Here is a 26940-nt window from a genome sequence, read left to right on the forward strand (position 1 = left end):
CGAAACGAATGACGATCAACGTGCTGGATATCGATGCCTTTGTCAGCGAGGTCACGTCGAAGAACCTGAGCCGCGAAGACATTATTCGCCTGTTCGAGACCTTTTCCGATGTCGAGAAGGAGGCGATTCTCGATCGAATCCGGGAAAACCTGCCGGTGGATGGCCCTCAATCCACCGATGGCACGCAGGCTGACGGCGAGGAACCTCTGGTCTTTCAGGAAGGCTGGCGGGAGGTGGCCAAGGTTGCGGCGACCGGTCTTGCAGAGGCAACCACCGGGCGCTGGATCGTTCTTCGCGAGGAGCAAGAGGCGCTCCGGCTGATGGGGCTTTCGCAAGAGTGCCTGCATGTCGTGCCGGGCGAGCGCGTCGGACAGCTTTCGCAAAATGTACACACCTGCCCCCTCGACGATCCTGACGCCCTGAAGGGCCTTTTATCACGCCTCATCGGGCGTTCGGGCCAGCCGGTGTCGCTCGTCTACACCTGGTCCAGAGGCAAGGGTGAGGCTGGATTTTACCGGATTTTTTCCGTCTTCAAGGCGCTGCTTCCCCTGGCGCAGCGTATAAGCCGCGTGATCCTGATGGGTGATGACGGCAAGGACAGTGTGGAAAGCTGCTGGGAAGAGGCCTGGATCGGCTTTCAGCGATCGGTGAAACTGCATTTTCCGGCAACAGCCATCAGCATCGTCTATTCCTCCGATGATCGCCTCGACCTTGCCGGGCTTACGGCGCTCGTGGACCGTCATGGCGTCATCCGGGTGAGGGGCACGCAGATCTCCTCCCTTTCGCTTCAATCGGCGCATCCGGCGCGTCATCAGAAGCCGCTCGCGCTGAAGCAGAAGGGGGCCTATCTCATCACTGGCGGTGCCGGTGGCCTCGGTCTGGTCTTCGCCCGCTATCTTGCCCGGCATTTTCAGGCCCGGCTGGTGCTGCTGGGAAGGCGTCCGCAATCGGACGCCATCCGTGCCGAGATCAAGGCCTTGCGCGCTCTTGGCGCCACCGATGTGCGCTATGAAGCCGTGGATGTGTGCGATGAACCGGCATTGGCGGCACTGGCAAGCCGCTTGCCGTTTTCACTTTCCGGTATTCTCCATGCAGCCGGCGTTCAGTCTTCAACCCCGTTCTTCGAGCGCACCGTGGAAGATGTCCGCGCGGTGATGGACTGCAAGACCCGTGGTACACAGGTGCTGGACAAGGTTTTCGGGCAGCAGCCGCTTGATTTCGTGTGCTATTTCTCTTCATCCGCCGCCCTGCTCGGCGATCTCGGCAGTTGCGATTACGCCGCCGCGAACCGGTTTCTGATGCGCTACGGCGCGTTCCGTGCCGTGACGGGTCAGGCAAACGGCAAGAGCCTTGTCATCAACTGGCCGCTCTGGAGCGAGGAGGAGGGCGGAATGGCGGGGCGCGATGCGCAGCAAACCGCCTTCTATCTGAAATCCAGCGGCCAGGTTGCGCTTTACGGGCGCGATGCGCTGCCGCTCTGGTGCGATCTTTTGCACTCCGACCTCTCGCAAGCCCTGGTGATGGCGGGGGATAAAACCCGCATCGAGGCGATGCTGCAGCGAATTTATGCCGCTGGCGATGACATCCAGGAAGACGGCTCTCCTTCTCCGGCGACCGTTCCTCAGCATAACGCTGCACCTCAACAGACGATCGAAGCACAGGTGCGGGCCGATCTCCGGTCGCTGATCGTGGAAGGCTACCATATCCCGCCGGAACGGCTTGAGGATGAGGTCCATCTCGCGGAATACGGGCTGGACTCGCTCAATCTCACCCGCCTTGCCCAGACATTGGCGGCGCATTTTTCCGTGCCTTTTACGCCCGCTCTGTTTTTCAGCCATATCACGGTCGCCCAGTTGACCGCCTATCTCGTTGACAAGCATGGATCGCATCTTGCCGCGCTCTATCGGCCTGCCACTCCGGCACCTGCCAGCCTTGATGCCGCCGCCAGCCGCGTCAGCCTTCCGCAGACAGAGCCCGTTCCGGCTGAGGAGGCCGTTCCTGCCGACGATCCGGTTGCCATTATCGGCATGTCCGGGCGCTTTCCCGAGGCCGATACAGTCGATGAATTCTGGTCGATCCTGAGGGAAGGCCGGGATGTCATCACCGATATTCCGCGTTCACGCTGGAACTGGCGCGATTATTACGTTGCGCCAGGCCATGTGGACAACCGGATCACCACCAACAAGGGTGGCTTTCTGCGCGACATCGAGCGGTTCGATGCGCTGTTTTTCGACGTTTCCCCCCGCGAAGCGCAGCTTATGGATCCGGCACAGCGGCTGCTGCTGATGGAAGCCTATCGGGCCATCGAAAATGCCGGTTTTTCGCCACAGGCCCTGCGTGGATCGAACACGGCCGTTTTCGTCGGCATGGAAGAGAGCCAGTATGAACTGATGCATGGCTGGGGCGGGATCACCACCGGCGGCGCCTCGATGATTGCATCGCGGCTCTCCTATTTTCTGGATTTCCACGGTCCCTGCATCGCCACGAACACTGCCTGCTCCTCGGGGCTGGTTGCTTTCCATCAGGCCGTGACAGCGCTCAGGCAGGGCGAATGCGACATGGCGCTGGTGGCCGGTGTTTCGCTTTCGCTCTCACCGGAAAGCTATGTGACGATGAGCGCGGCGGGCATGCTTTCTCCCTCCGGCCAGTGCCGCAGTTTCGGCGCGGAAGCCGATGGCATCGGCATCGGTGAGGCGGTGGTGGTGCTGGTGCTGACCCGGCTATCTGCGGCTCTTGCTGAGAACGCCCCCGTGCAGGGCCTTGTGCGGGCAAGTGGTGTCAATTTCGACGGCCGGACCAACGGGGTCACCGCGCCAAATGGCAGGGCACAGCAGCGGCTGATCGAGCGGCTCTATGGCGAAAACGGGATCGACATCGACGCCATCGGTCATATCGTCACCCATGGCACAGGCACGCGGCTGGGTGATCCCGTCGAGGTCATCGCCTTGACCGAGGCCTTCAATACGCTTGCGAAAACCTCGCGCTCCAGACGCGCGGCCCTGACCAGTTGTAAGAGCAATATCGGGCACACCATGGCGGCCTCCGGTCTGGTGGGCCTTGTCAGCCTGTTGCAAGGCCTGCGGCACGAACAGATCCCGCCAAGCCTTCATTGCGAAACGGAAAATCCCGATCTCGGCCTGGCGGGCAGCGGCTTTCACATCAACAAAGTCCTTAAATCCTGGCCGCGTCAGCCGGGAGAGCAAAGGCTCGGGGCCGTCAGTTCCTTCGGGCGCAGCGGCACAAACGCTCACGTGGTGATCGCCGATTACGCTGTGTCGCAGACGCTGGCCCAACCGGTTTCATCCCATCAGAATGTCGCCATTCTCGTCTCGGCGACCACACAAGACAGGCTGCGGCAGAAGCTTCGCGATTTTCTGCGGTTTGTGGAAGCCCTTCAGGAGGGGCATCCTGAAGCCGGCGCGATGGCGCTCACTGATATTGCCTATACCTTGCAGGTGGGCCGGGATGCCAAGTCCTGCCGTCTGGGCTTCGTGGTGGACAGCATGGAGGCCTTGCGGGATAGGCTGGAAGCGCTTCTTGAGGATGGTTCGGCACTGGACGCTATCGCAGACGACCCGAAAAAGCCGCTGCGCAAATCTGCAAAAGTGACCAGCGAGGAACAGCGGCAGAGGCTCGACACTCTGCTTGCCGGGCGTGATCTGGAAGGTCTGGTGAAGCTCTGGGAAGAGGGCGTGGATATCGACTGGCAAAAGCTTTACCGGGACGGTCAGCCGCGGCGTGTCAGCCTGCCCGGCTATCCTTTCACCGGTGACGTCTACCGTCTGCGCAACGCCGAGACGATGAGGATATCGTCAACAGTTGACAGCCAGAGCCTTTCGAAAGATCGGGCTGGCAAGGTGCCGGCGGCTGCCCCGCTTGTGCAGCCGGACCGGCCTGGCCAGCAGCCGCTGGTGATCATCGGCGGTGCAGGCCTTTTCGGCATCTGCATGGGGGTTTTCCTCAAGAAGGCGAATATTCCCTTCCGCATCATCGAGAAGAACGAGGATGTCGGCGGCGTCTGGTTCGTCAATCGCTGGCCGGGTTGCGGGTGTGATATTCCCATGCTGGCCTATGCCTATTCCTTTGCCCATTTCAAGGGCGACATGTGGGCCAAGCAGCCGGAGATCCTTGCCTATCTGCAGGAGGTTGCGCGCACCCACGATCTCTACCCTCATATCAGCTTCAAGACCCGCATCGAGGCCGCCGAATGGCAGGAGGGCGCGGGAGAATGGCGCCTGACGCTCGATAACGGCGAGACCGCCTCGGCGCGCTATTTCATCCATGCTGCCAATGAAGGCCTTGGCCATCGGCCGCATATGCCGAAACTTCCCGGTCTCGAGCGCTTCAAAGGCGCGCTGATGCATACGCTGGAGTGCCGGGCCGAAGACTGGGAATTCAAGGGCCGCAAGATCGCCATCATCGGCAATGGCACCACCCAGATCCAGCTGGTGGAGGCGTTGCAGCCCCTTGCGGAAAAGCTGGTGGTCTATGCCCGCTCGCCCAAATACATTTATCCGCGCGCCAGCTATGGGCGGCAGACCCAGGAGAGGCTCAGCCGCGATTACGATTTCTGGCTCAAGCATCGCTGCGAATACCTGACCGGTGCCGATGACTTCTACCATGTCTCCAACGATCCGGTGGCGCTCAATCCCTTTCATCCGGATTCGCAGATCCGCAAATATTTCTCCCGCGAACTCGATGATGAATGGCTGCGTTTCTATGACTGGCTGCGAGAGCGCGATCTTGTGCCGGATTATTCTCCCGGCTGCAGCAGGCCCTGCATGTCGCACACCTATCACCGCCAGATCCGCGCCGGGAATGTGGCGCTAAAGACATCGCCGGTGACCGGGATCACCGAAAACGGTGTTGAGACTGCCGAAGGGCATGAGGATTTCGATATGATCCTTTTTGCCACTGGCTATGACCTCAACGATTTCAAGCCGCGTTTTGCCATTCATGGTCGCGATCATCGCGATCTGGCCGAGGAATTTGCGGCGTTCCCGAAAAATTACGGCGGACATTTCGTGTCTGGCTTCCCGAACCTGCTGATCGCTTCGGGCGCCAATTCCGGCAGCAACGCCACGTCCATCACCGCGATCTACGAGGAAAGTGCTGCGCTTTTTGTCGAGATCATTCGCCATTGCGAAGAACGTCAGATCAAGGCGATGGAGATCAAGGCCGAGGCGGTGGACCGGTTCCGCACCTTCGTGAGCGAACGCAATCGCACCGGCTCCTTCTCCAGCGGCTGCTCGGCCTGGTTCCAGACCAGCCGGGGCGAGAATGCCGCCATTTTCCCCGGCACCTTTGCCGAACTCAAGGAATGGCGGCGTTTCGATTCGAACCTCTTTCTGATGGAGGAGCGCGATGGAACAGCCAAGCGGCCTTCGCTGTCTGAAAATCAGATCCATCGAACCTCATCCGTGACCGCAGTTGCGCAACTGGAGGCACAGCAGGCATCTCCGGCGATCGGTCGGATGAACGATCTCGCCGCCGAAATCATGCTGGCCCATCTGCTTGCCACGCAGCTTCTTACGCCGGATGGTCCGAGGCTTCAGGCATGGATGCAAGGGCACCGACCGGTCACCTTCCTGGACCGTTGGCTGGAGGTGAGCCTGGATGAACTGAGCGCCCGGGGCTGGCTGGATGCGGCCCGCCGGTGCGCAAAATCTCCTCGCACCCTGACCGAGCTTTGGCAGGCATGGGAGACCCATCGCCAGCAGCTTAAGGATATTCCATCGCTGGCCGCGCAGATGGCGCTGATGGAAGCCTGCCTCAAGGCCCTGCCGGACATTCTCTCCGGCAAGCGACTGGCCACGGATGTCATTTTCCCGAACGCCTCGCTAACCCTTGTCGAAGGCATTTATCGCGGCAATCCCATTGCCGATTATTACAACGGTGTTCTGGCGGAGAGCCTTGCCACGCTGCTGGACGAGCATGTCCGGGAAAAGCCCGGTCAGCCTTTGCATCTGCTGGAAATCGGGGCGGGAACGGGTGGCACCACCGCGAAGCTTCTGCCGCTTCTGCAATCCCATGCCGGAGCCATTGCCGACTATTGCTATACCGATCTTTCCAAAGCCTTCCTGAAACATGCCGTTCAGCACTATAAACCCGCCTTCGACAAGCTGACGACGGCGCTTCTCGACATTTCCCGGCCCCTTGAGGGTCAGGCCGTGCCGGCCGGACAGTTCGAAATCGCCATTGCCACCAATGTCCTGCATGCCACGCCGGATATCCGCGCCACCCTTCGCCATGCGAAGGCCGCGCTCTGCGAAGGCGGCATTCTGCTCCTCAACGAATTGAGCAACTGGTCGCTGTTCAACCATCTGACGTTCGGCCTGCTGGATGGCTGGTGGCTTTACCGGGATGAAGACATTCGCCTGCCGGGAACGCCAGCTCTTTCACCGGAGACATGGCGGCAATTGCTGACGCAGGAGGGGTTCGAAACGGTCTCCTTTCCGGCCACTGCCGCCCATAGGTTTGGCCAGCAGATCATCGTGGCGCGTCTTGGTCACAGGCAGATGGAGGCGACGCCACCCGTTTCACGCGCTCCCACTGTGACCGAGCAAATGCTGGTGGATCATGTTCGCGGCATCATCGTCGAGCAATTGTCATCTGCTCTGGAAATCGGGCCCTCGGTCATCGATGAGGAAGCTTCCTTTGCCGATTACGGGATCGATTCCATTCTGGGGGTCGAGTTCATCCAGTCCGTCAACCGGCTGCTGCCGGTGCGGCTGGAGACGACGCATCTCTTCGACCATGCCTCGGTCGAAAAGCTTTCCGCCCACATCCTGTCCATCGCGGGTGAGGTGGTGCGCGATGAACTGAGCGGTGCCCTTGCCGCGCAAGTTCCGCAGGCTCTCGATCCCGCTGGAAGCAAGGCGGAGGTGCGGCCGCCAGAAGCGTTCAAGCTCATGCCGCCAGCGGAGGCGAAACCCGAGCGCATTGCTGAACCTCAGGTCGCGACCCAGCAGGGTGCCATCGCAATCATCGGGATGAGCGGGCGCTTTGCGCAATCGGAAACGCTGGAGGCCTTCTGGGAGAATCTCAAGAAGGGCAGGGATCTGGTCAGTGAGGTCACCCGCTGGGACAGACGCGATTGCGCAGGCCCCGATGCCGATCCGCAGACCTATTGCAGCCGGGGTAGTTTTATCGACACGATCGACCGCTTCGATGCGGGCTTTTTCCGCATTTCGCCGCTGGAGGCCATGTATATGGACCCACAGCAGCGGCTGTTCCTGGAGGAGTGCTGGACGGCGCTGGAACATGCGGGCTATGCGGGCAAGGGCAGCGACCGGTTGCGTTGCGGTGTCTTTGCCGGATGCTGCCGCTCCGATTACGCCGACCTTTTCACCGACGAGCCGCCACCACAGGCCTTCTGGGGCAATGCCGGATCCGTCATTCCGGCGCGGATTTCCTATTATCTCAATCTTCAGGGTCCGGCCATTTCGGTCGATACGGCCTGCTCCAGTTCGCTGGTCTCCATTCACCTTGCCTGCCAGAGCCTTTGGTCCGGGGAAACGGAGATGGCGCTGGCCGGTGGCGTGTTCCTGCAATTCACCCCGGCCTATTACCAGGTCTCCAACCGGGCAGGCATGCTGTCGCCGGATGGCAAATGCCATGCCTTCGATGCGCGCGCCAACGGGTTCGTGCCGGGCGAGGGCGTGGGCGTGGTGGTGCTGAAGCGCCTTGAGGACGCGCTGAACGATGGCGATACCGTGCATGGCGTGATCATCGGCAGCGGCACCAATCAGGACGGTAGCACCAATGGTATCACCGCCCCCAGCGCCCAGTCGCAAGAGCGGCTGCAACGTGCGGTTTATGACCGGTTCCGCATCGATCCAGAGAGCATCCAGCTTGTCGAGGCGCATGGCACCGGCACGCGGCTTGGCGACCCGGTGGAATTCACCGCCCTCAGCCAGTCCTTCCGCCACTATACCGACAAGCGCCAGTTCTGCGCGCTTGGCTCCGTCAAGAGCAATATCGGCCATGCCACCATGGCGGCAGGGGTGGCGGGCGTGCTGAAGTTGGTTCTGGCGCTGAAGGCCGGGCAGATTCCGCCCACCCTGCATTTCGAAGAGGCCAATCCGGCCATCGACTTCTCCGAAAGTCCCTTCTATCCCGCGCGGCAACTGGCCGATTGGCCGGTGCCGGACGGAAAGCCGCGGCGGGCGGCCATCAGTTCCTTCGGACTGAGCGGCACCAATGCCCATATGGTGATCGAGCAAGGGCCGGTGCCGCCTGACATCTCGCCCACCGCTCCGGCCTATCTGGTGGTGCTCTCGGCCAGATCGGCGGATCAGCTTGCGACCCAGGCGGAAAATCTGCTGGCTTTTTGCAGGGCCTCAGCCAAGCTGTCGCTCAACGACCTCAGCCATACGCTTCTCATCGGTCGCCTGCATCTGACCCACCGTCTCGGATTGATCGCCCGCAATCAGGCGGAACTGATTGCCCTTCTTGAACAGTGGATTGCCCACCAGGATCAGCCGGATGGCCGCATCCATGCCGCCATTCTGCCGGAAGGCAAGGCCCGTGAGCAGGTTGCCCTGAAAACCTATGGCAACCAATGCATCGATGCTTGCCGCGACACGGATGACGAGACCGCCTATCTCGGCCATCTCGCCAGTATCGCGGACCTTTATGTTCAGGGCTATGAGCTCAATTTCCGGGCGCTGTTTGCGCCGGGCTCACGGCGCATTCCGCTGCCCACCTATCCCTTTGCGCGCGAGCGCCATTGGGTGGAAGGGTCTGTCACGCCAGAGAAGGCAACCGGTGCCGCAACGCTGCATCCGCTGCTGCATTGGAATACGTCCGATCTCGGCGGCGTCCGGTTCACCAGCCGGTTCACGGGCGAGGAATTTTTCCTGAAGGATCATGTGATCCGCGGTGAGAAGATCCTGCCTGCCGTCGCCTATCTGGAGATGGTGCGTGCGGCCCTGCGGCTGGCCTTGCCGGATGACAGGGCGGCTGTGGAGATGGAGGTGCAGGATACGGTCTGGCTCCAGCCGCTTGTGGTGGCGCATGCCGAAGACGTCTCGATCACGCTGTCGCCTCTGCCAGCGGGTGAGCCGCAGAGGCTTTTTGCCTTTGCGGTCGTCAGCGGTGCGAAAGATCAACCGCGCCTTCATTGTGAGGGTAAGGTCGCCCTTCAGCCGCAGGTCTCATGGCCGGTTCCCGATCTTGCCGCGCTTGAGCGGGATGTCAGTGCAGGAAGGATGGAGGCGGATGCGCTCTATGCCGGTTTTGCCGCTGCTGGAGTGGACTATGGCGCAGCCCATCGCGGGCTGGAAAGCATCTCCTTCGGTCATGGGCAATGCCTTGCCCGGCTTGCCCTGCCTGCTTCAGTGGAAGCGGATCGCGATGCCTTCGTGCTGCATCCGAGCCTGCTGGACAGCGCGCTTCAGGCATGCATCGGTCTGGTCGCGGACCTCTCGGGAACCGGGCGGCAGGTATCTCTGCCCTTTGCGCTGGACGCCCTGCGCGTTCTCGGCCCGTGTTCGAGGAAGATGTCTGCCTTCATCCGGCCCCAGCCGGGCCCGACCGGCAAGTTCGTCAAGCTGGACATCGACCTCCTCGATCAGGAGGGCCATCCTCGCGCCCAGTTGCGGGGCCTTGCCTTCCGGCCTCTGCCGCCGTCGGGCGATACGGCTCCCGGCGCCTCTGAAGACGGGGTGATGCTGGCGGTCCCTGTCTGGGTGCCGCATGCCGCGCCAACCTCTGCAGAGGCGCCTCAGTTGGCGGAGCATCATGTGATCCTTTGCGGCGCACACGCTTCCAAGGCCGCCGATCTAGAGCGGGCTTTGCCGGGCAGCCTGTGCCAGAGGCTCGACGTTTCAGGTGCAGCCCATCTGGCGGAGGCCTATGCGGATGCCGCGCTCGGACTTTTTGAGCATATCCGCACCATTTTGAAATCAAAGCCACGCGGCCAGGTTCTGGTGCAGCTTGTGCTTGCCGATGAGCCCGAGCAGGCGGTGCTGATGGGGCTTTCCGGTCTGTTGAAGACGGCGGCTCTCGAAAATCCGCTGCTGATCGGCCAGATCATCGTTACGGAGCCGGACACAGGGGCGTCGCATCTCGCGCAGCAACTGGCGGAAAGCCGCAAAACGCCATCGCAAACGCTTTTGCGGTACCGGAGCGGGGTACGCCAAGCGCTCGTCTGGCAGGAAAGGCAGGCCCCGTCATCGATGATCGCCTTCAAGGATCACGGTGTCTATCTGATCACGGGCGGTCTCGGCGGTCTCGGCCTGATCTTCGCAAAGGACATCCTGCGGCAAAGCGGGCAGGCCCGCCTGATCCTGACGGGGCGTTCTCCGCTGACCGAGGCAGGACGGCAAACCATGCAGGCGCTGTCGTCCCGTGTGGGCGCGGTGGAATACCGGCAGCTTGACCTGACCGATGGCGTAGCGGTTGCGGAGTTGATCCGCGCCGTCGAAAAAAGCCATGGCCGCCTCAATGGCATCCTTCACTGCGCTGGCATGGTGTCGGACCGGATGCTGCTGACCAAGACAGCGGAGGAATTCCGCCGCGTGCTGGCCCCGAAGATTGCGGGGAGCTGGCATCTGGATCAGGCGATCCGTCATCTCGATCTGGATTTCCTGGTGTTCTTCTCCTCGCAGGTCTCGGTGATCGGCAGTCTCGGTCAGGCCGATTACGCTGCCGCCAACGGTTTCATGGACGGGTTTGCCGCCTATCGAAACCAACTCGCCGCCAGCGGCAAGCGGCGGGGTCACGCGCTCTCGATCAACTGGCCGCTCTGGCAGGAGGGAGGCATGCGGCTGGATGAGGAAAGCCAGCAGCGTCTGCGTGAGGCAACCGGCATGCGCGCCCTGAACACGGAACAGGGTCTCAGCGCTTTCCAGCAGAGTCTGGCGCTTGCTGAAGCCCAGGTGCGGGTGATGGAGGGAGACCTGCGCAAGATGCGAGGCCTTTTGCAGTGTGAGACCTCAGAAATCTCTCAGAGAGAGGAAACGCCTATGCACCAACAGCAAGCGAACGCACAGGCCACGGGGTCGGCAGACCCCGATATGCTCAAGGACAAGATCGAGGATTTCCTGCGCCGCAAGCTCTCGCAACTGTTGAAGCTTCCGGTCAGCCGTATCGATACCCGTGCTCCATTGGAGGACTACGGCATCGACTCGATCCTGTCGGTCAATCTCACCAATGAGCTGGAAAAGAGTTTCGGCAAGCTGTCGAAGACGTTGCTGTTCGAATATCAGAACCTCGCCGATCTGGCGGATTATTTCCTCGCCAGCCATCACGAAACGCTCATCACGCTGTTTGCGCCCGCTGCGGTACCAGCGGCACCTGCTCCTGTGTCTCGGGCGGTCATCAGCCAGTCAAGGCCCGTTGCGTCCAACCCGGTTTCTCCAGCGCCTCAGCCGGTTCAGGACAGCACATCCCTGCGCGGCTTCCGCGGACTCGATGAACCCATTGCCATCATCGGCCTCAGTGGACGCTATCCGCAGTCGCGCGATCTCGGCGATTACTGGAAAAACCTGCGGGAGGGCCGCGACTGCATTACCGAGATCCCGCCATCGCGGTGGAACTGGCGGGACTATTTCACCGAAGATCGCTCGAAGACCGGCCACCATTTCAGCAAATGGGGCGGGTTTATCGAAGGCGTCGATGAGTTCGATCCATTCTTCTTCAACATGTCGCCGCGCGAGGCTGAATATACCGATCCGCAGGAACGGCTGTTTCTCCAGCACGCCTGGATGGCCATGGAGGATGCGGGCTATACCCGCGCAGGCTTGCAGGCTGCCGACGATCCGGATCAGGCGGGAGAAGTCGGCGTCTATGTTGGGGTGATGTATGGCGAATACCAGCTTTTTGGCGCTGAAGCTTCGCTTCGCGGGCAGCGCATGGGCTTTGCCGGAAGCCTGGCCAGCATTGCCAATCGCGTCTCCTATGTGCTGAACCTGCGCGGACCCAGCATGACGCTGGATACCATGTGCTCCTCCTCGCTGACGGCCATTCACCTTGCCTGCCAGGACCTGAAACTTGGACGCACCAGCCTTGCGATTGCGGGCGGTGTCAATGTCACCATCCATCCCAATAAATATCTGATGCTCAGCGCCGGACAGTTCATTTCCGGCGACGGGCGCTGCCAGAGCTTCGGGGAAGGCGGCGATGGCTATATTCCCGGCGAAGGTGTCGGGGCCGTGGTGCTGAAGCGGCTTTCGCAGGCTGAGCGCGATGGCGATGTCATTCACGGCGTCATCCGCGCCAGCACGCTCAATCACGGCGGCAAGACCAATGGTTACACCGTTCCCAATCCGCAGGCCCAGGCGGCGGCGGTGCGTCGGGCGCTTAAGGAAGCGGGGGTCGATCCACGCCATATCAGCTATGTCGAGGCGCACGGCACCGGCACGAAGCTTGGCGACCCCATCGAGATTGCCGGTCTGACCAAGGCCTTTGGAGAAAAGACCGGCGATACCGGCTTCTGCTTCATCGGCTCGGTCAAATCCAATATCGGCCATGCGGAATCGGCGGCGGGCATTGCCGGGCTCACGAAAATCCTGCTGCAGATGAAGCACGGGCAAATCGTGCCCTCGCTGCATTCGGCGGTGCTGAACCCGAATATCGAGTTCGGCCGTACGCCCTTCGTCGTCAACCAGGAGCTTCGCCCCTGGGATCATCCGGTTGTCGATGGCCGCAGCATTCCCCGTCTGGCAGGGCTCTCCTCCTTCGGGGCTGGTGGATCGAATGCCCATCTGATCATCGAGGAGTATCGGCAGGAAGACGTGCAACAGCCAGCGAGCATCGCGGAGCCTCCGGCTGCCATTGTGTTGTCGGCGAAAAACCCGGATCGGCTCAGGGAGAGGGTGGAAAGCCTCCTCGCCTTCCTCAACCAGAATCCCGAGGCTGACCTGACCCGGATCGCCTATACGCTCCAGGTCGGACGCGAACCGATGGAAGAGCGCCTTGGTCTTCTCGTTTCCTCCCGGTCCGAGCTTGTCGAAAGGCTTGGCGCCTGGCTCTCGGGCCATGATCAGATCGACGATCTCTGGCAGGGGCAGGCACGCAAGAGCGACGATACCATTGCCATGTTCGCCGGGGATGCCGATCTGCGTGAGACCATCGGCAGATGGATCGCCCAAAGGAAATATCCGAGACTGCTCGACCTTTGGGTGCGCGGCCTCAACCCGGATTGGGCAGCCCTTCATGGCGACGAGCGCCCACGCCGCATCAGCCTTCCCGCCTATTCCTTCGCCCGTGATCGCTATTGGATACCGGCAAGCAGCGGAGAGGCGCCAGTTGCCGAGCCAGCGCCGGCTCCTCTTGCAAACCCTGTCGCGGCAGCACGGGAACCGGCCCAACAGGCGAGAACGATCGAGCCGCCGGTCTGGGATGAGATGACCTATCGCCCTGTCTGGGTGGATGCGCCTCAACGGCTCTCTGCCCGCCAGGGGTCCGGATGGTCGCGCATTCTGCTCGTTCAGCCGGACGGAACCGGCCTGCTGGCATCGGATCTGCTCGCTGCCCTTGAAAGGCGGGCGCCGGGGGCGCAGACGGTGCGGCTGTGGCTTGGCGCGAAAACGGAGCGGCAGTCCGAAACGGAATGGTCGTGCAATGCCGATGATCCCAGGGGCTTCACGGATATCTTCAACCAACAGCCCGCACCCGATTGCGTGATTTTCCTGGCGACGTCCAAGGGGCGTTCGCCGTTGGCCGGTGGTCTTGCGGTCGATGAAGCGGCCCGCCACGAGTTGCGCTTCCTGAAGCTCGCCAAGGCCCTGCAACAGCAGGCCTCGGCGGGGAAGGACGTGGAGTGCTTCATCGTTACCGCCGATACACGCCAGCCGGACGGAAAACCCGTTTCTTCCGAAGGCGCCGGCCTTGCGGGACTGGGCTATGCGCTTGCCCAGGGGGAACGGCGTTTCAAGGTGCGCAGCATCGATGTCGCGCTCCAGGATCTGGCGGAGGTGGCAAGCCGCCGAACGCTCATCGATGCGATCCTCGATGAGCCGGCCTCCGACCGCGGCTCGCTCACCATGATCCGGGGCGGGCGGCGCTATCAGCAATCCTTCCTCAAATGGCAATGGCCCTCCGGACCGCTTCTCACCTCTGGCCTGAGGCAGGGCGGTGTCTATCTGATCGCGGGCGGTGCCGGCACGGTCGGACAGATCCTGACCCGCCATCTCATGACACGCCACGGGGCAAGGGTGGTCTGGCTTGGCCGCTCACCGGGCCATGATCCGGCGCTTCGTGCAAAGCTTCGCGCGTTCGAAGGGCTCGGCACGCCGCCGCTTTATGTCGAGGCCGATGTCACGCAGATGGCCTCGCTCGAGGAGGCGCTGCGTCGCGTCAAGCAGACCTATCCCGTTCTGAACGGTGCGATCTTCTCCAGCCTTGTCTTCCACCCGGAAAATTCCATTGCCGCGACCACCGAGCAGGCTTTCCGGGACATATTGGCGGTCAAGATCAACGGCGCCTTGAATTTCCAGCAGGCTTTGCAGCGGGAAGATCTGGATTTTCTCTGCCATTTCTCCTCGGTGCAGGCTTTCTCCTTCCTGTCTGCCAAGGACAGCGTCGGCTATGCAAGCGGCATCACCTTTGCAGATGCCATTGCCCAGGCTGGGCGTGCGCAGAGCCGTTTTCCCATCGGCACCATCAATTGGGGTTACTGGGCGGCCACTATTCGCAACACGCCGCTGGAAGCGGCGCTCGCCTCACGTTTCGCGCTGATCGAGGATCAGCCCGGCATGCAGTTCTTTGATCAATTCATCAGTCAGTTGCGGGAGGGTGGTGCAGACCGGCTTCTCTTCATGCCCGCCTCCGAGGCGCTCAGAACCATGATGGGCATGCGTGAAAGTGAAATCAGCACGATCGCGGCGGGTAAAAACCCGTCTCTCTTTGCCCGTTTGAAGGAAGACTATCATGACCAAGCATCCCTCTGAGCTTCTTTCCAAGGCCAATCCGCTCGGTGACCTGGATCGCTGGGCGGCAAAAGTCCTGCTGATGCAATTGCGAAAACTCGGCGCGTTCGGCGATGACGATGTCGAACCGCGCCGGGTGGACGACCTCAGGCGCAAGGCGGGCGTGCTTGATCACTATGCCCGCTGGTGGACTGAATGCTGCATGGATATCCTCGAAACGGCAGGCCTCGTGCGCCATGAGGGTGATGAGGTGCAGCGGCACGGAATGGAGCCCTTCGATGATCGGGCGGTGGCGGCGGGATGGGAGGCGCGCAAGGCGCTTTATCTCGAAGAGCCCCAGGCCCGCGCCGTCGTCATGCTCCTGGATGAATGCCTGCAGCATCTGCCGGATATCCTGCGCGGCAAGGTCGCGGCGACCGACATCATTTTTCCCAATGCCTCGCTCAAGAAGGTGGAAGGCATCTACAAAAACAATGAACGGTCCGATTATTTCAACCTGAAGCTTGCCGAGGCCGCCAGAACCTATCTCGGCCTGCTGCTGGCGGAACGGCCCGATACCCGCATCCGCATTCTCGAAATCGGTGCTGGCACCGGCGGCACCACGGCCACCGTCTTGCCGCAGTTCGACGCCTTCAAGGCTCACATCGGCGAATATTGCTATACCGATGTGTCCAACGCCTTCCTCATTCATGGCCGCATGGAATATGGCAGGGACCGGCCCTTCCTGACGACACGGTTGCTGAATGTCGAGGAGCCTCCGGCGGCTCAAGGCGCGGAGCTTGGCGTTTACGACATGGTGATTGCCACCAATGTTCTGCATGCCACGAAGAATATTCGCGAGACATTGCGCAATACCAAGGCGCTTTTGAAGAAGAACGGCATTCTGCTTCTCAACGAATTGATCGAGAAAACGGCGATCGGCACCCTGACCTTCGGCCTGCTCGACGGCTGGTGGCGTTATGAAGATGACGCCCTGCGCATTCCCGGCTCGCCCCTTTTGAGCGTGGCGGGCTGGAAGAGCGCCCTGAGCGAGGAAGGCTTTGGCGCGATTTTCATTCCGGAGGAAAAGGCAGAGCGGCTGGGGCAGCAGGTGCTGGTTGCCGAAAGCGATGGTGTCATCCGGCAAAAGATCGCAACGGCCATGCCAGCGACCGCTCCGGCTGCACCGCAGGCCCGTCCGCAGACAGTTCAACAGCCTGCAGCGGCCAAGGAGCGGGTGAAGGCCGCGAGCGGCCCTTCGAAGCGGGATGTCGAGGCCCGGGTGCTTGCCGCGCTCGCCGATGCGCTGAAAGTGGCGGAAGACCAGTTAAAGGCCGATGTTCCCTTTGCCGATTATGGCGTGGATTCCATTCTCGGGGTTACTTTCGTCAACAGCCTGCAGCAAAACCTCGGCATTGAGCTGAACGCCGCCATCATCTTCGACCATTCCACCGTCGAACGGCTGTCGAAATATCTGCTGCAACAGCACCGCGCCGAGATCGAGGCGCTGTTTACCACGCCGCAAGAGCCCGAAAGCTCGCTGGAAACCATGACCGCAGAACTGGCTTTTGTGGAGCAGGCTGTTCCGGCGACTGTCAAAGCGGAACCTGTCATCGCGGTCTCGCCGCCGCCTGTTCCGGCGAAGGCCGACGATATTGCGGTGATCGGCATGGCGGGGCAATTTCCCGAGGCCGAGGATGTCGAGCGGTTCTGGCACAATCTCATCACCGGGGTTGATGGCGTCGTTGAACTGCCGGAGGACTATCTCGACCGCGAACGCTATTTTGACAAAATACGGCAGCCGGGAAAGACGTATTGCCAATGGGGCGGCATTCTGCGGCAAAGGGCGGCCTTCGATCCGCTGTTCTTCGCGCTGTCCCCCCGCGAGGCGGAATCGATGAACCCGCATCAGCGGTTGGTTCTGCAGGAAAGCTGGAAGGCGCTGGAGGATGCCGGATATAATCCCAAGGCGCTGTCCGACCAGCAGGTCGGCATGTTCATCGGCGCGGAGCCGATCCGCTACGCCTCGAAGAATTTTACCGGCGCTTCCGAGGCGCTGGTCGCCTCGCGGCTTTCCTATTCTCTGAACCTCAAGGGTCCGGCGCTGGTGGTCAATACCGGCTGTTCGTCATCCGCCGTGGCCCTGCATCTGGCCTGCGAGAGCCTGCGCAGTGGCGAAACCGATCTGGCGCTGGCCGGTGGGGTGCATGCCGGGCTCGACCATCTGGCGCTGGTCAGCACGTCGGAGATTGAAATGCTTTCGCCGCGTGGCCGCTGCCATACGCTGGATGCCTCCGGCGACGGCACGGTGCTGTCGGAAGGCGTGGGCATGGTGGTGCTGAAACGGCTGGGCGACGCCATTGCCGACCGCGACCATGTTTACGGCGTGATCAAGGCCTCCGGCACCAATCAGGATGGCGCCAGCAACGGCATCACCGCACCTAACGGTGCGGCGCAGGAAGAACTGATCACCCGCGTCTATCGCCGTTTCGACATCGATCCCGCCGAGATCGACTATGTAGAATTGCATGGCACCGGCACACGGCTCGGCGATCCGGTGGAGGCCAATGCGCTGGTGCGCGCCTTCAAGGCCTTTACCGATGCTGAGGCCTATTGCGGTTTTGGCAGCGCCAAGTCCCATATCGGTCACACCTCCGCCGCCGCTGGCGTCATCGGTTTGATCAAGGTGCTCCTGTCGATGCGGCACCAGCAATTGCCAGGGCTGCTGCATTTCAAGGATCTCAATCCGCTGATCGACCTCAAGGGATCCGCCTTCCATGTGGTTACGGAAAACCGGCCATGGCGGAGGGGCATGGGCAAGCGCCGCATGGCCGCGCTCAATTCCTTTGGCCATAGCGGCACCAATGCGCATTTCGTCATCGCCGATTATCCCGAGCCACCGGTAGAGGATGCGAAAGGACCTTTCCTTGTGCCGCTGTCGGCGGCAAGCGCTGGGCAGTTGAAGGCCTATGCCGCAAAGCTTGAGGATGTGATTGCCAAAGGCGGCGTGCAGGAACAGGATCTGCCGCGCATCGCTTTCACCTTGCAGACCGGGCGGGAGGCGCTGCGGCATCGCGTGGCCTTCGTGGCCGAGACACTCTCCGATCTGAAGGCACAACTTGGGTCTTTCATCCGGGGCGAAGCGCTGGACGGGGTGATTGTCGCGGATATCAAGGCTTTGCCGGATCATCTCAAGGCGCTGCCATCCGGCGAGGATGCAGAGGAGATGATCGGGCTCTGGCTGAAGAAACGTGATCTGACCAAGCTTGCAAAAATGTGGGTCGCCGGTCATCCGCTGGACTGGGCGCTGCTCCATGACGGCCCGCATCCCCATCGTTTGCCCCTGCCGACCTATCCTTTTGCCCGGGACATCTATTGGCGTCCTGCCGTCACGGAGCCGGCGCCTGCCGCCGCCCTCCCGGCAAAACAGCATCCGTTGTTGCAGACGGACCGCTCAGAGCCCGGTCGCCCTGCTTTTCGCTCCCGCTTCAGCGGAGAGGAATTTTTCCTGGCCGATCACACCGTGCAAGGGCGGATCATCCTGCCGGGCGTGGCGCATCTGGAACTGGTGCGCGCGGCCGTGGAGCGGGCATCCGGTCCCCGCCAACCAGGCGAGATGGTGCGGCTTGAAAACATCGTCTGGATCCAGCCAATCGTGGTCAATGATCCGAAAGAGATCGAGATTGTGCTCTCGCCCGGCGAAGGGCATCGCTACGCCTTCGAAATCTTCAGCCATGACGGCGGGCGGCGGATCAGCCATTGCCAGGGAAGGGCCGAGAAGGTCCAGGGTGCCGCACCCGCATCCCTCGATCCGCAGGCCATGATGGCTGAGATGCAGCCGAGCGGCATCGATATACAGGATTTTTATGCCGCCTTCCGCAACGCCGGGATCATTCACGGGCCATCCTATCTCGGTGTGTCGGCGCTTTACCGGCGAAGTGATGAGGTCATGGCCCGTCTGGTTCTGCCAGAGGTCGTTGCCACAACGGAACAGGATTATGGCCTGCATCCCAGCCTGATGGAAAGCGCGCTTCAGGCCGCCAGCTTGCTGATTGCCGGTCGCAAGCCGCATGAGGGCGGTCCCTCGCTGCCCTTTGCGCTGGAAAGCCTGTCCATTCATGGTGCGTCAAGCCGCAACATGTATGCTTGGGTCCGCTATGCGCCGCATTCCCAGCCGGATGCCAAGGTCGTCAAGCTGAATATCGATCTCATCGATAGAACGGGGCTTGTGGTGGCGCGGCTTGAAAACTTCTCCTTCCGGCGCATCGCCGATGACGCGGCCGCAGCGCCGGAGCCTGCCGTAACGCCGCAGCGTCTCAGCTTCGTTCCAACCTGGCATGCGATGCCTGCTTCGCCAAACGAGGCAGCGCCTTCCTATGCGGAACGGCATATCCTCCTCTGCGGCCTGCCGGATGCCGCACTTTCGTCGCTGAAGACGGCAATACCGCAGGCGCGCCTTGCCATGCTGTCTGCCGCAACAGGCCAGGTGGCGGAAGATTACACCCGGCAGGCGCTTGCCTGCTTTGCCCGCATTCAGTCTATCCTGAGCGAGAGGCCGCAGGGCAAGGTGCTGTTCCAGATCGTGCTGTATGAAGATGGGTACGCGGAGATAGCCGCAGGTGTTGGCGCCCTGCTCAAGACCGCCGCTTTGGAATATCCTGCCTTTTCAGGTCAGATCCTTGTGGCCAGCCCTGATGCCACAGGTGCCGATCTCGCCCGGCAACTGGATGATGCCGCAAAGCTCCCGCATGAGGTTATGTTCTCTGCGCGGCAGGGCGAACTTCTGGTTCGAAGCTGGAAGGAGACGGGCAAGCCGCAAACCAGTGTGCCCATCCCCTTCAAGAATGACGGGCGCTACCTCATCACGGGCGGCGCAACCGGCATTGGGCTGATTTTTGCGCAGCATATTCTGCAAAATACCGGCAATGCCCGCGTGATCCTGACCGGGCGAAGCGCGCTGAACGGGCAACGTGAGGCCGCGATCCGCGCACTGGGCGGTGATAGGGGCCGCCTTGTGTATGAGCAGGCAGATGTTGCGGAGGCGGCAAAATTGCGTGCCGTCATTGCCCGTCATGGTCCCTTCGATGGCATTCTGCACAGCGCGGGGATCCATGACGACGACCTGATCGGCAAAAAGACGGCAGCCGGTTTCGAGCGGGTTCTGGCAGCCAAGGTGCAGGGCACAGTCAATCTCGATCTTGCGACCCGTGACCATGATCTGGATTTTCTGGTGTTCTTTTCCTCGATCAGCGCCGTCTTCGGCAATCCGGGGCAGGCGGATTATGCCACCGGCAATGCCTTCATGGATGGCTTTGCCGCTTGGCGCAATGAAAGGGCGCGTGAGGGGCAAAGGTGGGGACACACGCTGTCGCTTAACTGGCCGCTCTGGGAAGCTGGCGGCATGGCCGTCAGCGAAACCGGCAAGGCGTTGATGCGCCAGAGCATGGGTGCAGTGCCGCTTCCCTCCGCCGAGGGGCTTGCCGCCTTTGCCGAGGCGCTCGCGCTCGGGGCATCGCAGGCCATGGTGCTTTATGGAGACCCGGAGAAGATCCGCACATTCGCCCTGCGCCGCTTCGAGCCCCAAACCGCCGCCCGGGCCGAAGTGCCCGCTAGCAATCAGTCAGCCACTCCCGCGCCCGGCCTTATGGACAGTCTTGGCGCCATCCAGCGATTGCTGGCGGATGAGGTCGCTGCCGCCATTCAGCTTTCGGCCGACAAGCTGGAACTGGATGTGGAATTCAGCCAATACGGCTTCGATTCCATCGTGTTGATGGATTTCGTGCGCGATCTCAATCAGAAATACGGTCTGGAACTGATGCCGACCGTCTTCTTCGAATATTCGACCATTGCCACGCTTGCCGCCCATCTCGACCGGACGTTCCGCGACGTGCTGGCGCGCCATCTTGCGCCGGAAGCCGTGCCGGCTGCCGAACCGGTTCAGTCCCTGCCGGTGCGGATCGAGGCGCCTGTGATCGCGCATCCGGCTGCCGAGAGCGGGAAACACATTGTCTCGCCGGAGATGGCGGGGCGCTACCGCGATATCGCCATCATCGGTATGGATGGGCTTTTTCCCGAAGCGCAATCCGTTGAGGATTTCTGGCAGGCGATCCGCAGCGGCAAGGATCTGATCAAGGAAATTCCTGAGGATCATTGGGACTTCCGCCCCTGGTATGACGAAAACCGCGAGACGCAAAACACCACCTATTGCAAATGGGGCAGTTTCGTCGACAGCGTCGACCGGTTCGATGCCGCCTTCTTCAACATTTCGCCAGTCGAGGCGGAATGGATGGACCCACAGATGCGGCTCTTCCTGCAAAGCGTCTATCGCACCGCCGAGGATGCCGGGCGGATCAACGAGGTGCGCGGCAGCAAGACCGGGGTTTTCGTCGGTGTCTGCTCGCATGACTATATGGACCGGATTGCCGAGCGGGCAGGGCCGATCCATCCGCATCAGGGTGTCGGCACGGCGCAGACGGTCATTGCCAACCGGGTCTCCTTCCTGCTCAATCTGACGGGACCGAGCCTTTCCTTCAACACGGCCTGCTCTGCCTCGTTGGTGGCTTTGCATGAGGCCTGCCATTCGCTGCAACGGGGCGAATGCAGCATGGCCTTTGTCGGCGGCGTCAATCTGCTGCTGTCGTCGCATCACTATCGCTATTTCTCCAGTATCGGGGCGCTGTCGCCCACGGGCCGTTGCTATAGCTTCGACGACCGCGCCGATGGCTATGTGCCGGGCGAAACCATCGCCAGCATTCTGTTGAAACCCCTGGCGGAGGCCGAGCGCGACGGCGACCGGATCTATGCCGTCATCAAGGGGTCGGCGGCTTTGCACGGCGGTTTTACACCCTCCATCACCGCGCCCAGCGTGTCCGGCGAGAAGAATGTCATCGTTTCCGCCTGGAAAAATGCCGGGATCGATCCTTCGACCCTTGGCTATATCGAGGCGCATGGCACCGGCACAAAGCTTGGCGACCCTATTGAAGTTTCGGCGCTGACCCAGGCCTTCCAGGACTTCACGCCGCAGACCGGTTTTTGCGCCCTGGGCTCCGCCAAGGCGCATCTTGGCCATACGGAAGGCTCGGCAGGCATTGTCGGTGTCATCAAGGTGGTGCAGCAGATGCGCCACGGCGAAATTCCGGCCATGCCGTTCTATGAAGCGCCCAATCCCTATTTGCAGCTTGAAAAATCCGCACTTTATATCAACAGCCAGACCATGCCCTGGCAAAGACGGGAGGGGCAGCCGCGCCGCGCCGGGGTCAGTTCCTTCGGTTTTTCAGGCGTCTATGCCCATGTCGTGCTGGAGGAATATCGTAATGCGGACAGCAGACCCGTGGCAACCTCGCAGCGGCCGCATCTGATCGTTTTGTCCGCCAAAAACGAGGATCGCCTCAAGGCCCGGATCGCGGATCTTCTGGCGTTCCTGAGTCACGACACCAGCGCCTCGCTTTCGGATATCGCCTATACGCTTCAGGTCGGGCGTGAAGCGATGAAGTCCCGGCTTGCCTTCGTTGCGGCCTCCCGTGCGGACCTTCTGCAAACGCTGCGGGCGGTCAGGGCGGATGGCCCGCAGCTTCAGACCGTTTTCCGGGGTGAAGCGCTCGGTCGGGTCGCCGATCATGCCGCGCGTGCCGATGAGGCGACGATCGAGCGGTTGATTGCCGACTGGCAAGCGCCCGATGCTGCATCATCCCTTCTCAGGCTTTGGGTGCAGGGCCAGAGCATCGACTGGAACAGGCTCTATAAGGGCGCGGTCAAGCCACGGCGGATTGCCTTGCCGCTCTATCCCTTCGGCGGTGAGCGGCACTGGTTCGAGCCTGCCCCCATGCCCGTGACGGCACGGCCCGTCATCGCGCCTGCACAGCAGGAGCCGGGCGGCGTTGTCGCGCCTGCCGCGTCTGCCGACCCTGCCGGACCTGGAACCCGTCAGGTCCTCTCGCAACTGACGGCACTGGTAGCGGAAACCACGAAAATCCCGGCGCACCGGATCGATCCGGAGGCGGATTTCGAGGAGCTTGGGCTGGATTCCATTCTGATCACCGCGCTCAACAAGAAGCTGGAGGCGATAACCGGGGTAAGCGACAGCACCCAGTTCTTCAAATACAAGACCTTGTCATCGCTTGCCGGTTTTCTGGAGAGCCGTCATGGCCAACGCTTTCACAGCGAGGGCTCTTCCCCCGCCGCAACCAGACCCGTTCCTGTGGCAGAAACGATCCGAGAGGTCGCAGCCCGACCCGCAGTGCCCGCCCCATCATGGCCGCAGCCTGCCGGGGACGAGGATATTGCCATCATCGGCATGAGTGGACGCTATCCCGGTGCGCCGGACCTCGGAAGCTTCTGGGACAATCTCTGCCGGGGGGTGGACAGTATTACTGAAATTCCCGCCGAGCGGTTCGATTATCGTCCTTTCTATAGTCCGGAAAAGGGCGCGCCCGGCAGTCTCTATTGCAAATGGGGCGGCTTCATCGACGGCGCTGACCAGTTCGATGCCGGTTTCTTCAAGCTTTCTCCGCAGGATGCCCGTTTCATGGACCCGCAGGAGCGGCTTTTCCTGGAAACCGCCTGGCAGTGCCTGGAAAGCGCCGGGCAGGTTCGCGGAAACTGGCAGCGCGAGGCCCGCAATATCGGCGTCTTTGCCGGTGTCACCTTCAACAATTACCAGTTGATCATGGCCGAAGCCGCCGAGGCCGAAGGGGAAAGCGCCTATCTTGCCAATTCACAGACCTTCTCGGTCGCCAACCGTGTCTCCTATCTCTTCAACTTCATCGGTCCGAGCTTCACCGTCGATACGGCCTGCTCGTCTTCGCTCATGGCCATTCATCTGGCCTGCGAAAGCCTGAAGCGCGGTGAATGCGATGCAGCGATTGCCGGGGGTGTCAATCTCTCGCTACATCCCAGCAAATATATCACTCTGTGCGCGACGGGCTTTGCCGCCAGCGATGGGCGTTGCCATGCCTTTGCAGCCAATGGCGACGGCTATGTACCGAGCGAAGGGGTTGGGGCTGTGCTGCTCAAGCCCTATTCCAAGGCGCTTGCCGATGGCGATCTGATCCTTGCCATCGTCAAGGGAACGGGGGTCAGCCATGACGGCAAGACGAGGGGCTATACGGTTCCAAACCCTGTCGCCCAGTCCAAGGCCATCGAGGCGGCACTTCGTCAGGCGCGGATCAGCCCGGAGGAGATCAGCTATGTCGAGGCCCATGGCACGGGAACCGCGCTTGGAGACCCCATCGAAATCCAGGGCTTGATGGATGTCTATTCCCGCGCCACGGATCGAAAGCAATATTGCGCCATCGGCTCGGTGAAATCCAATATCGGCCACGGCGAATCCGCCGCTGGCATTGCCCAGCTTACCAAGACGGTGCTGCAATTGCAGCATAAGACGCTGGTGCCGTCGCTGCTGCATGATGTGCCGAACCCGGCTATCGATTTTGCCAGTACGGCCTTCCATCTGCAGCGCGATCTTGCCGCCTGGCAGCAGCCAAGGGTGAACGGCGTGCCCGTGCCGCGCTATGCAGGCATTAGCTCCTTCGGGGCCGGGGGCGTCAATGTCCATGTGATCCTCGGCGAGGCGCCCGCCCATGCCGGAGCGGATATTGAACGCGACGGGCCGCCGGACCCTTCCGGCAGCCCCGGTCCCATGGTGTTCCCGCTCTCCGCCCCCCGGAGGGAGCAGTTGGCGGTTATGGTCCGGCAGTTGCATGACTGGCTTCTCAATCCGTCGAAAGCAGGATCGCAACTCAAAGATGTGGCATTTACCCTCCAGACGCGCCGGGCGCTGTTTGCCCACAGGCTTGCCTTTGTGGCGTCTGATCGGGCCGAACTCCGTGCTGCGCTGGCCGCCTATGCCGCGCAAGGGGAGGGAACCGAAAGAACGGCGATCACGCCTCTCTGGTATGAAGCGCCGCCGGAGGGCCATGGCATGGGCCTCGATCTCTCCACTGAAGAGGATCGCGACTATCTGCAACGCCTCCTCAGCAAGGGCCGGGCGGATAAGCTGGCGATCTTCTGGGTTCAGGGTGCGCAGATTCCCTGGGAGGCGCTCTATGCGGGCCGGGCGGCACCCCGTTGCGCGCCGCTGCCGACCTATCCTTTCATGCGTAAACGATACTGGGTGGGAGGTGCGTCGAAAGCCATTGCTAGACCTCGGCACTCAGCCAGGGACAACGATGCAGACAGGATGATGCGCGAGGCCGTTTTCGACGTCATCTGGCGCGATGTGCCGCTCATGGATGCTGGGGGAGAGGCGCTGGCCCGGCTTGAGAGCATCCTCGTCATTGCAGAGGATGATGCCGTGCTGCAGGCCCGTCATTGGGGCACGGCAGGGCTTCGCCGCTGCCGCATCGGCGGCGATCCTGCGGGCGATCATGACGTGCAGGTGGATGCCGAAACCCTTGATTTCACGGGTCTTGATGCCAAGGGGCGCGCGCTTTCCGGCCTCGATGCCATGGTCTACGTCCCCGCGCTGCCGCGTGAGGACGGCGCAAGCGAGAGCCTGGAGGCGCAGGTGCGGCGCGAAGGCCGCAAGCTGCAAGCCTGGCTTGGCTTCGTCTTGAAAAACATCGAGCACATGCCGCGGCGCCTGGTGCTGCTGTCCGTTCTGAAGGATGGGCAGGAGGACCCGGTCCATGCGCTGCTGGGAAAATATGTCAGTTTCCTGCGCTCGGAATATCCGGAATTGCAGGTTTCCATCATCCGGGTCGATGATCTGGCGGAGGCCAGTCTGTCGCAGGTTCAGGCGGAGATCGGGACGTTGACCGGCGAAATGGAGATTGCCCTGCAAGGCGGAGTGCGGCGGGTGCCGCGTTTCGTGCCGCTTTCCCTGCCGCGGCAGCAGCAGGCCTTCGATGCGTCCGGCTGCATGGTGATCACCGGCGGTTTCGGCGGTATCGGTTACAAGCTGCTGCAATGGCTCATGCAAAAAGGGCTGCGGGAGGCCGTGGTGATCGGGCGCAAGCCCTTGACGCACTCGTTCGAACATCCCGATCTCGACAAGCCTCTGACGCTTGAGGCGCTGATCGAGCGGTTTGCGGCGCAAGGGGTAAAAATCCATTATCTGCAAGCCGATATCGGCAAGGCCGAGAGTTTGGGCCAGGCGTTCGCGGCGCTCCGCCAAAGCCTCGGTCATCCGATCACGGGTGTCTTCCATCTTGCGGGAACGACCACGGATGCCATTCCGCTCAGCACCATGACGGAGGCCGTGCTGATGGATGTCGTCCGGCCCAAGGCGCTTGGCGCCTATGCGCTGGATCAGATCACGGCGAACGATCCCTTGCGCTATTTTTGCCTCTTCTCCTCCACCTCCGCTGTGGAGGGCATGCAGGTCAGCGGACTTGCCGCCTATGGGGCGGCCAATGCCGCGCTCGATGCCCTGGCGGCTGAGCGCAAGGCCAGGGGCAAGCCGGTGCAACTGGTGCATTGGACGGATTGGGATGGGGCTGGCATGGCCGTTGCCCATGGGCATAAAGCCTTCATGGAGGCTGTCGGTGTGCGGATGCTGGAGCCCTTGTCGGGCCTTGCCCTGCTTGAGGCGGTTTTGACCGGCAATGTGGCGACCAGCACGGTCTTCGATATCGATTGGAAGAGGTTCTCTGAGGTCAACGGCTTCATACGGCGCATGCCGTGCTTTGAAACCTTCGTTGAGGTCATGGATGCAAGACAGGCCAAAGCGCTGCCGCCACAGGCAGATAGTCTCGAAGAGTTAGATCAGGCCCCGGCGCTCAAGGCCCCTTCCGCCAAGCCCATTGGTGACCGGCAAAAGCTTCTTGATCATCTCTCCAGCAAACTTGCCGGACTGCTGGAGGTGGAGAGCGTGTCACCGGATGAAAACCTGTCCGCGCTCGGTCTCGATTCCATCAATTCGCTTAGTTATTTTAAGGCGTTGTCGGCAGAGTTGTCGCTGGAGATTTCCCCCTCCGTCACCTTCCGCTATCCGACGCTTGCCCGGCTGGCGGATTATCTGTCTGACGAACTGGCCAAAAAAGAGGGAGGTGCGCCCCCTGCATCCGGCCCGGCAGGGGCGGGCGTGGCCGAACAGTTGCAGGCGGCTCTGCAGCGCTCCGGACAACTTCTCAATCTGACGGCATAA

2 protein-coding genes are annotated in these 26940 nt (G+C 61.7%); both read left to right on the forward strand.

Features of this window, described 5'->3' with window-relative positions; translation table 11 throughout:
• The first annotated feature begins 8 nt into the window (after positions 1–8).
• Positions 9–14897 (forward strand): SDR family NAD(P)-dependent oxidoreductase, encoded by a 14889-nt coding sequence (locus tag QO005_RS19705; protein ID WP_307159736.1) that lies wholly within the window; start codon positions 9–11, stop codon positions 14895–14897.
• Complete coding sequence (locus QO005_RS19710; RefSeq protein ID WP_307159737.1) at positions 14878–26940, forward strand: SDR family NAD(P)-dependent oxidoreductase; 12063 nt, start codon at positions 14878–14880, stop codon at positions 26938–26940. The genes QO005_RS19705 and QO005_RS19710 overlap by 20 nt, the downstream gene beginning before the upstream one ends.

This window comes from Allorhizobium paknamense, from assembly GCF_030815125.1.
Taxonomy (GTDB): domain Bacteria; phylum Pseudomonadota; class Alphaproteobacteria; order Rhizobiales; family Rhizobiaceae; genus Allorhizobium; species Allorhizobium paknamense.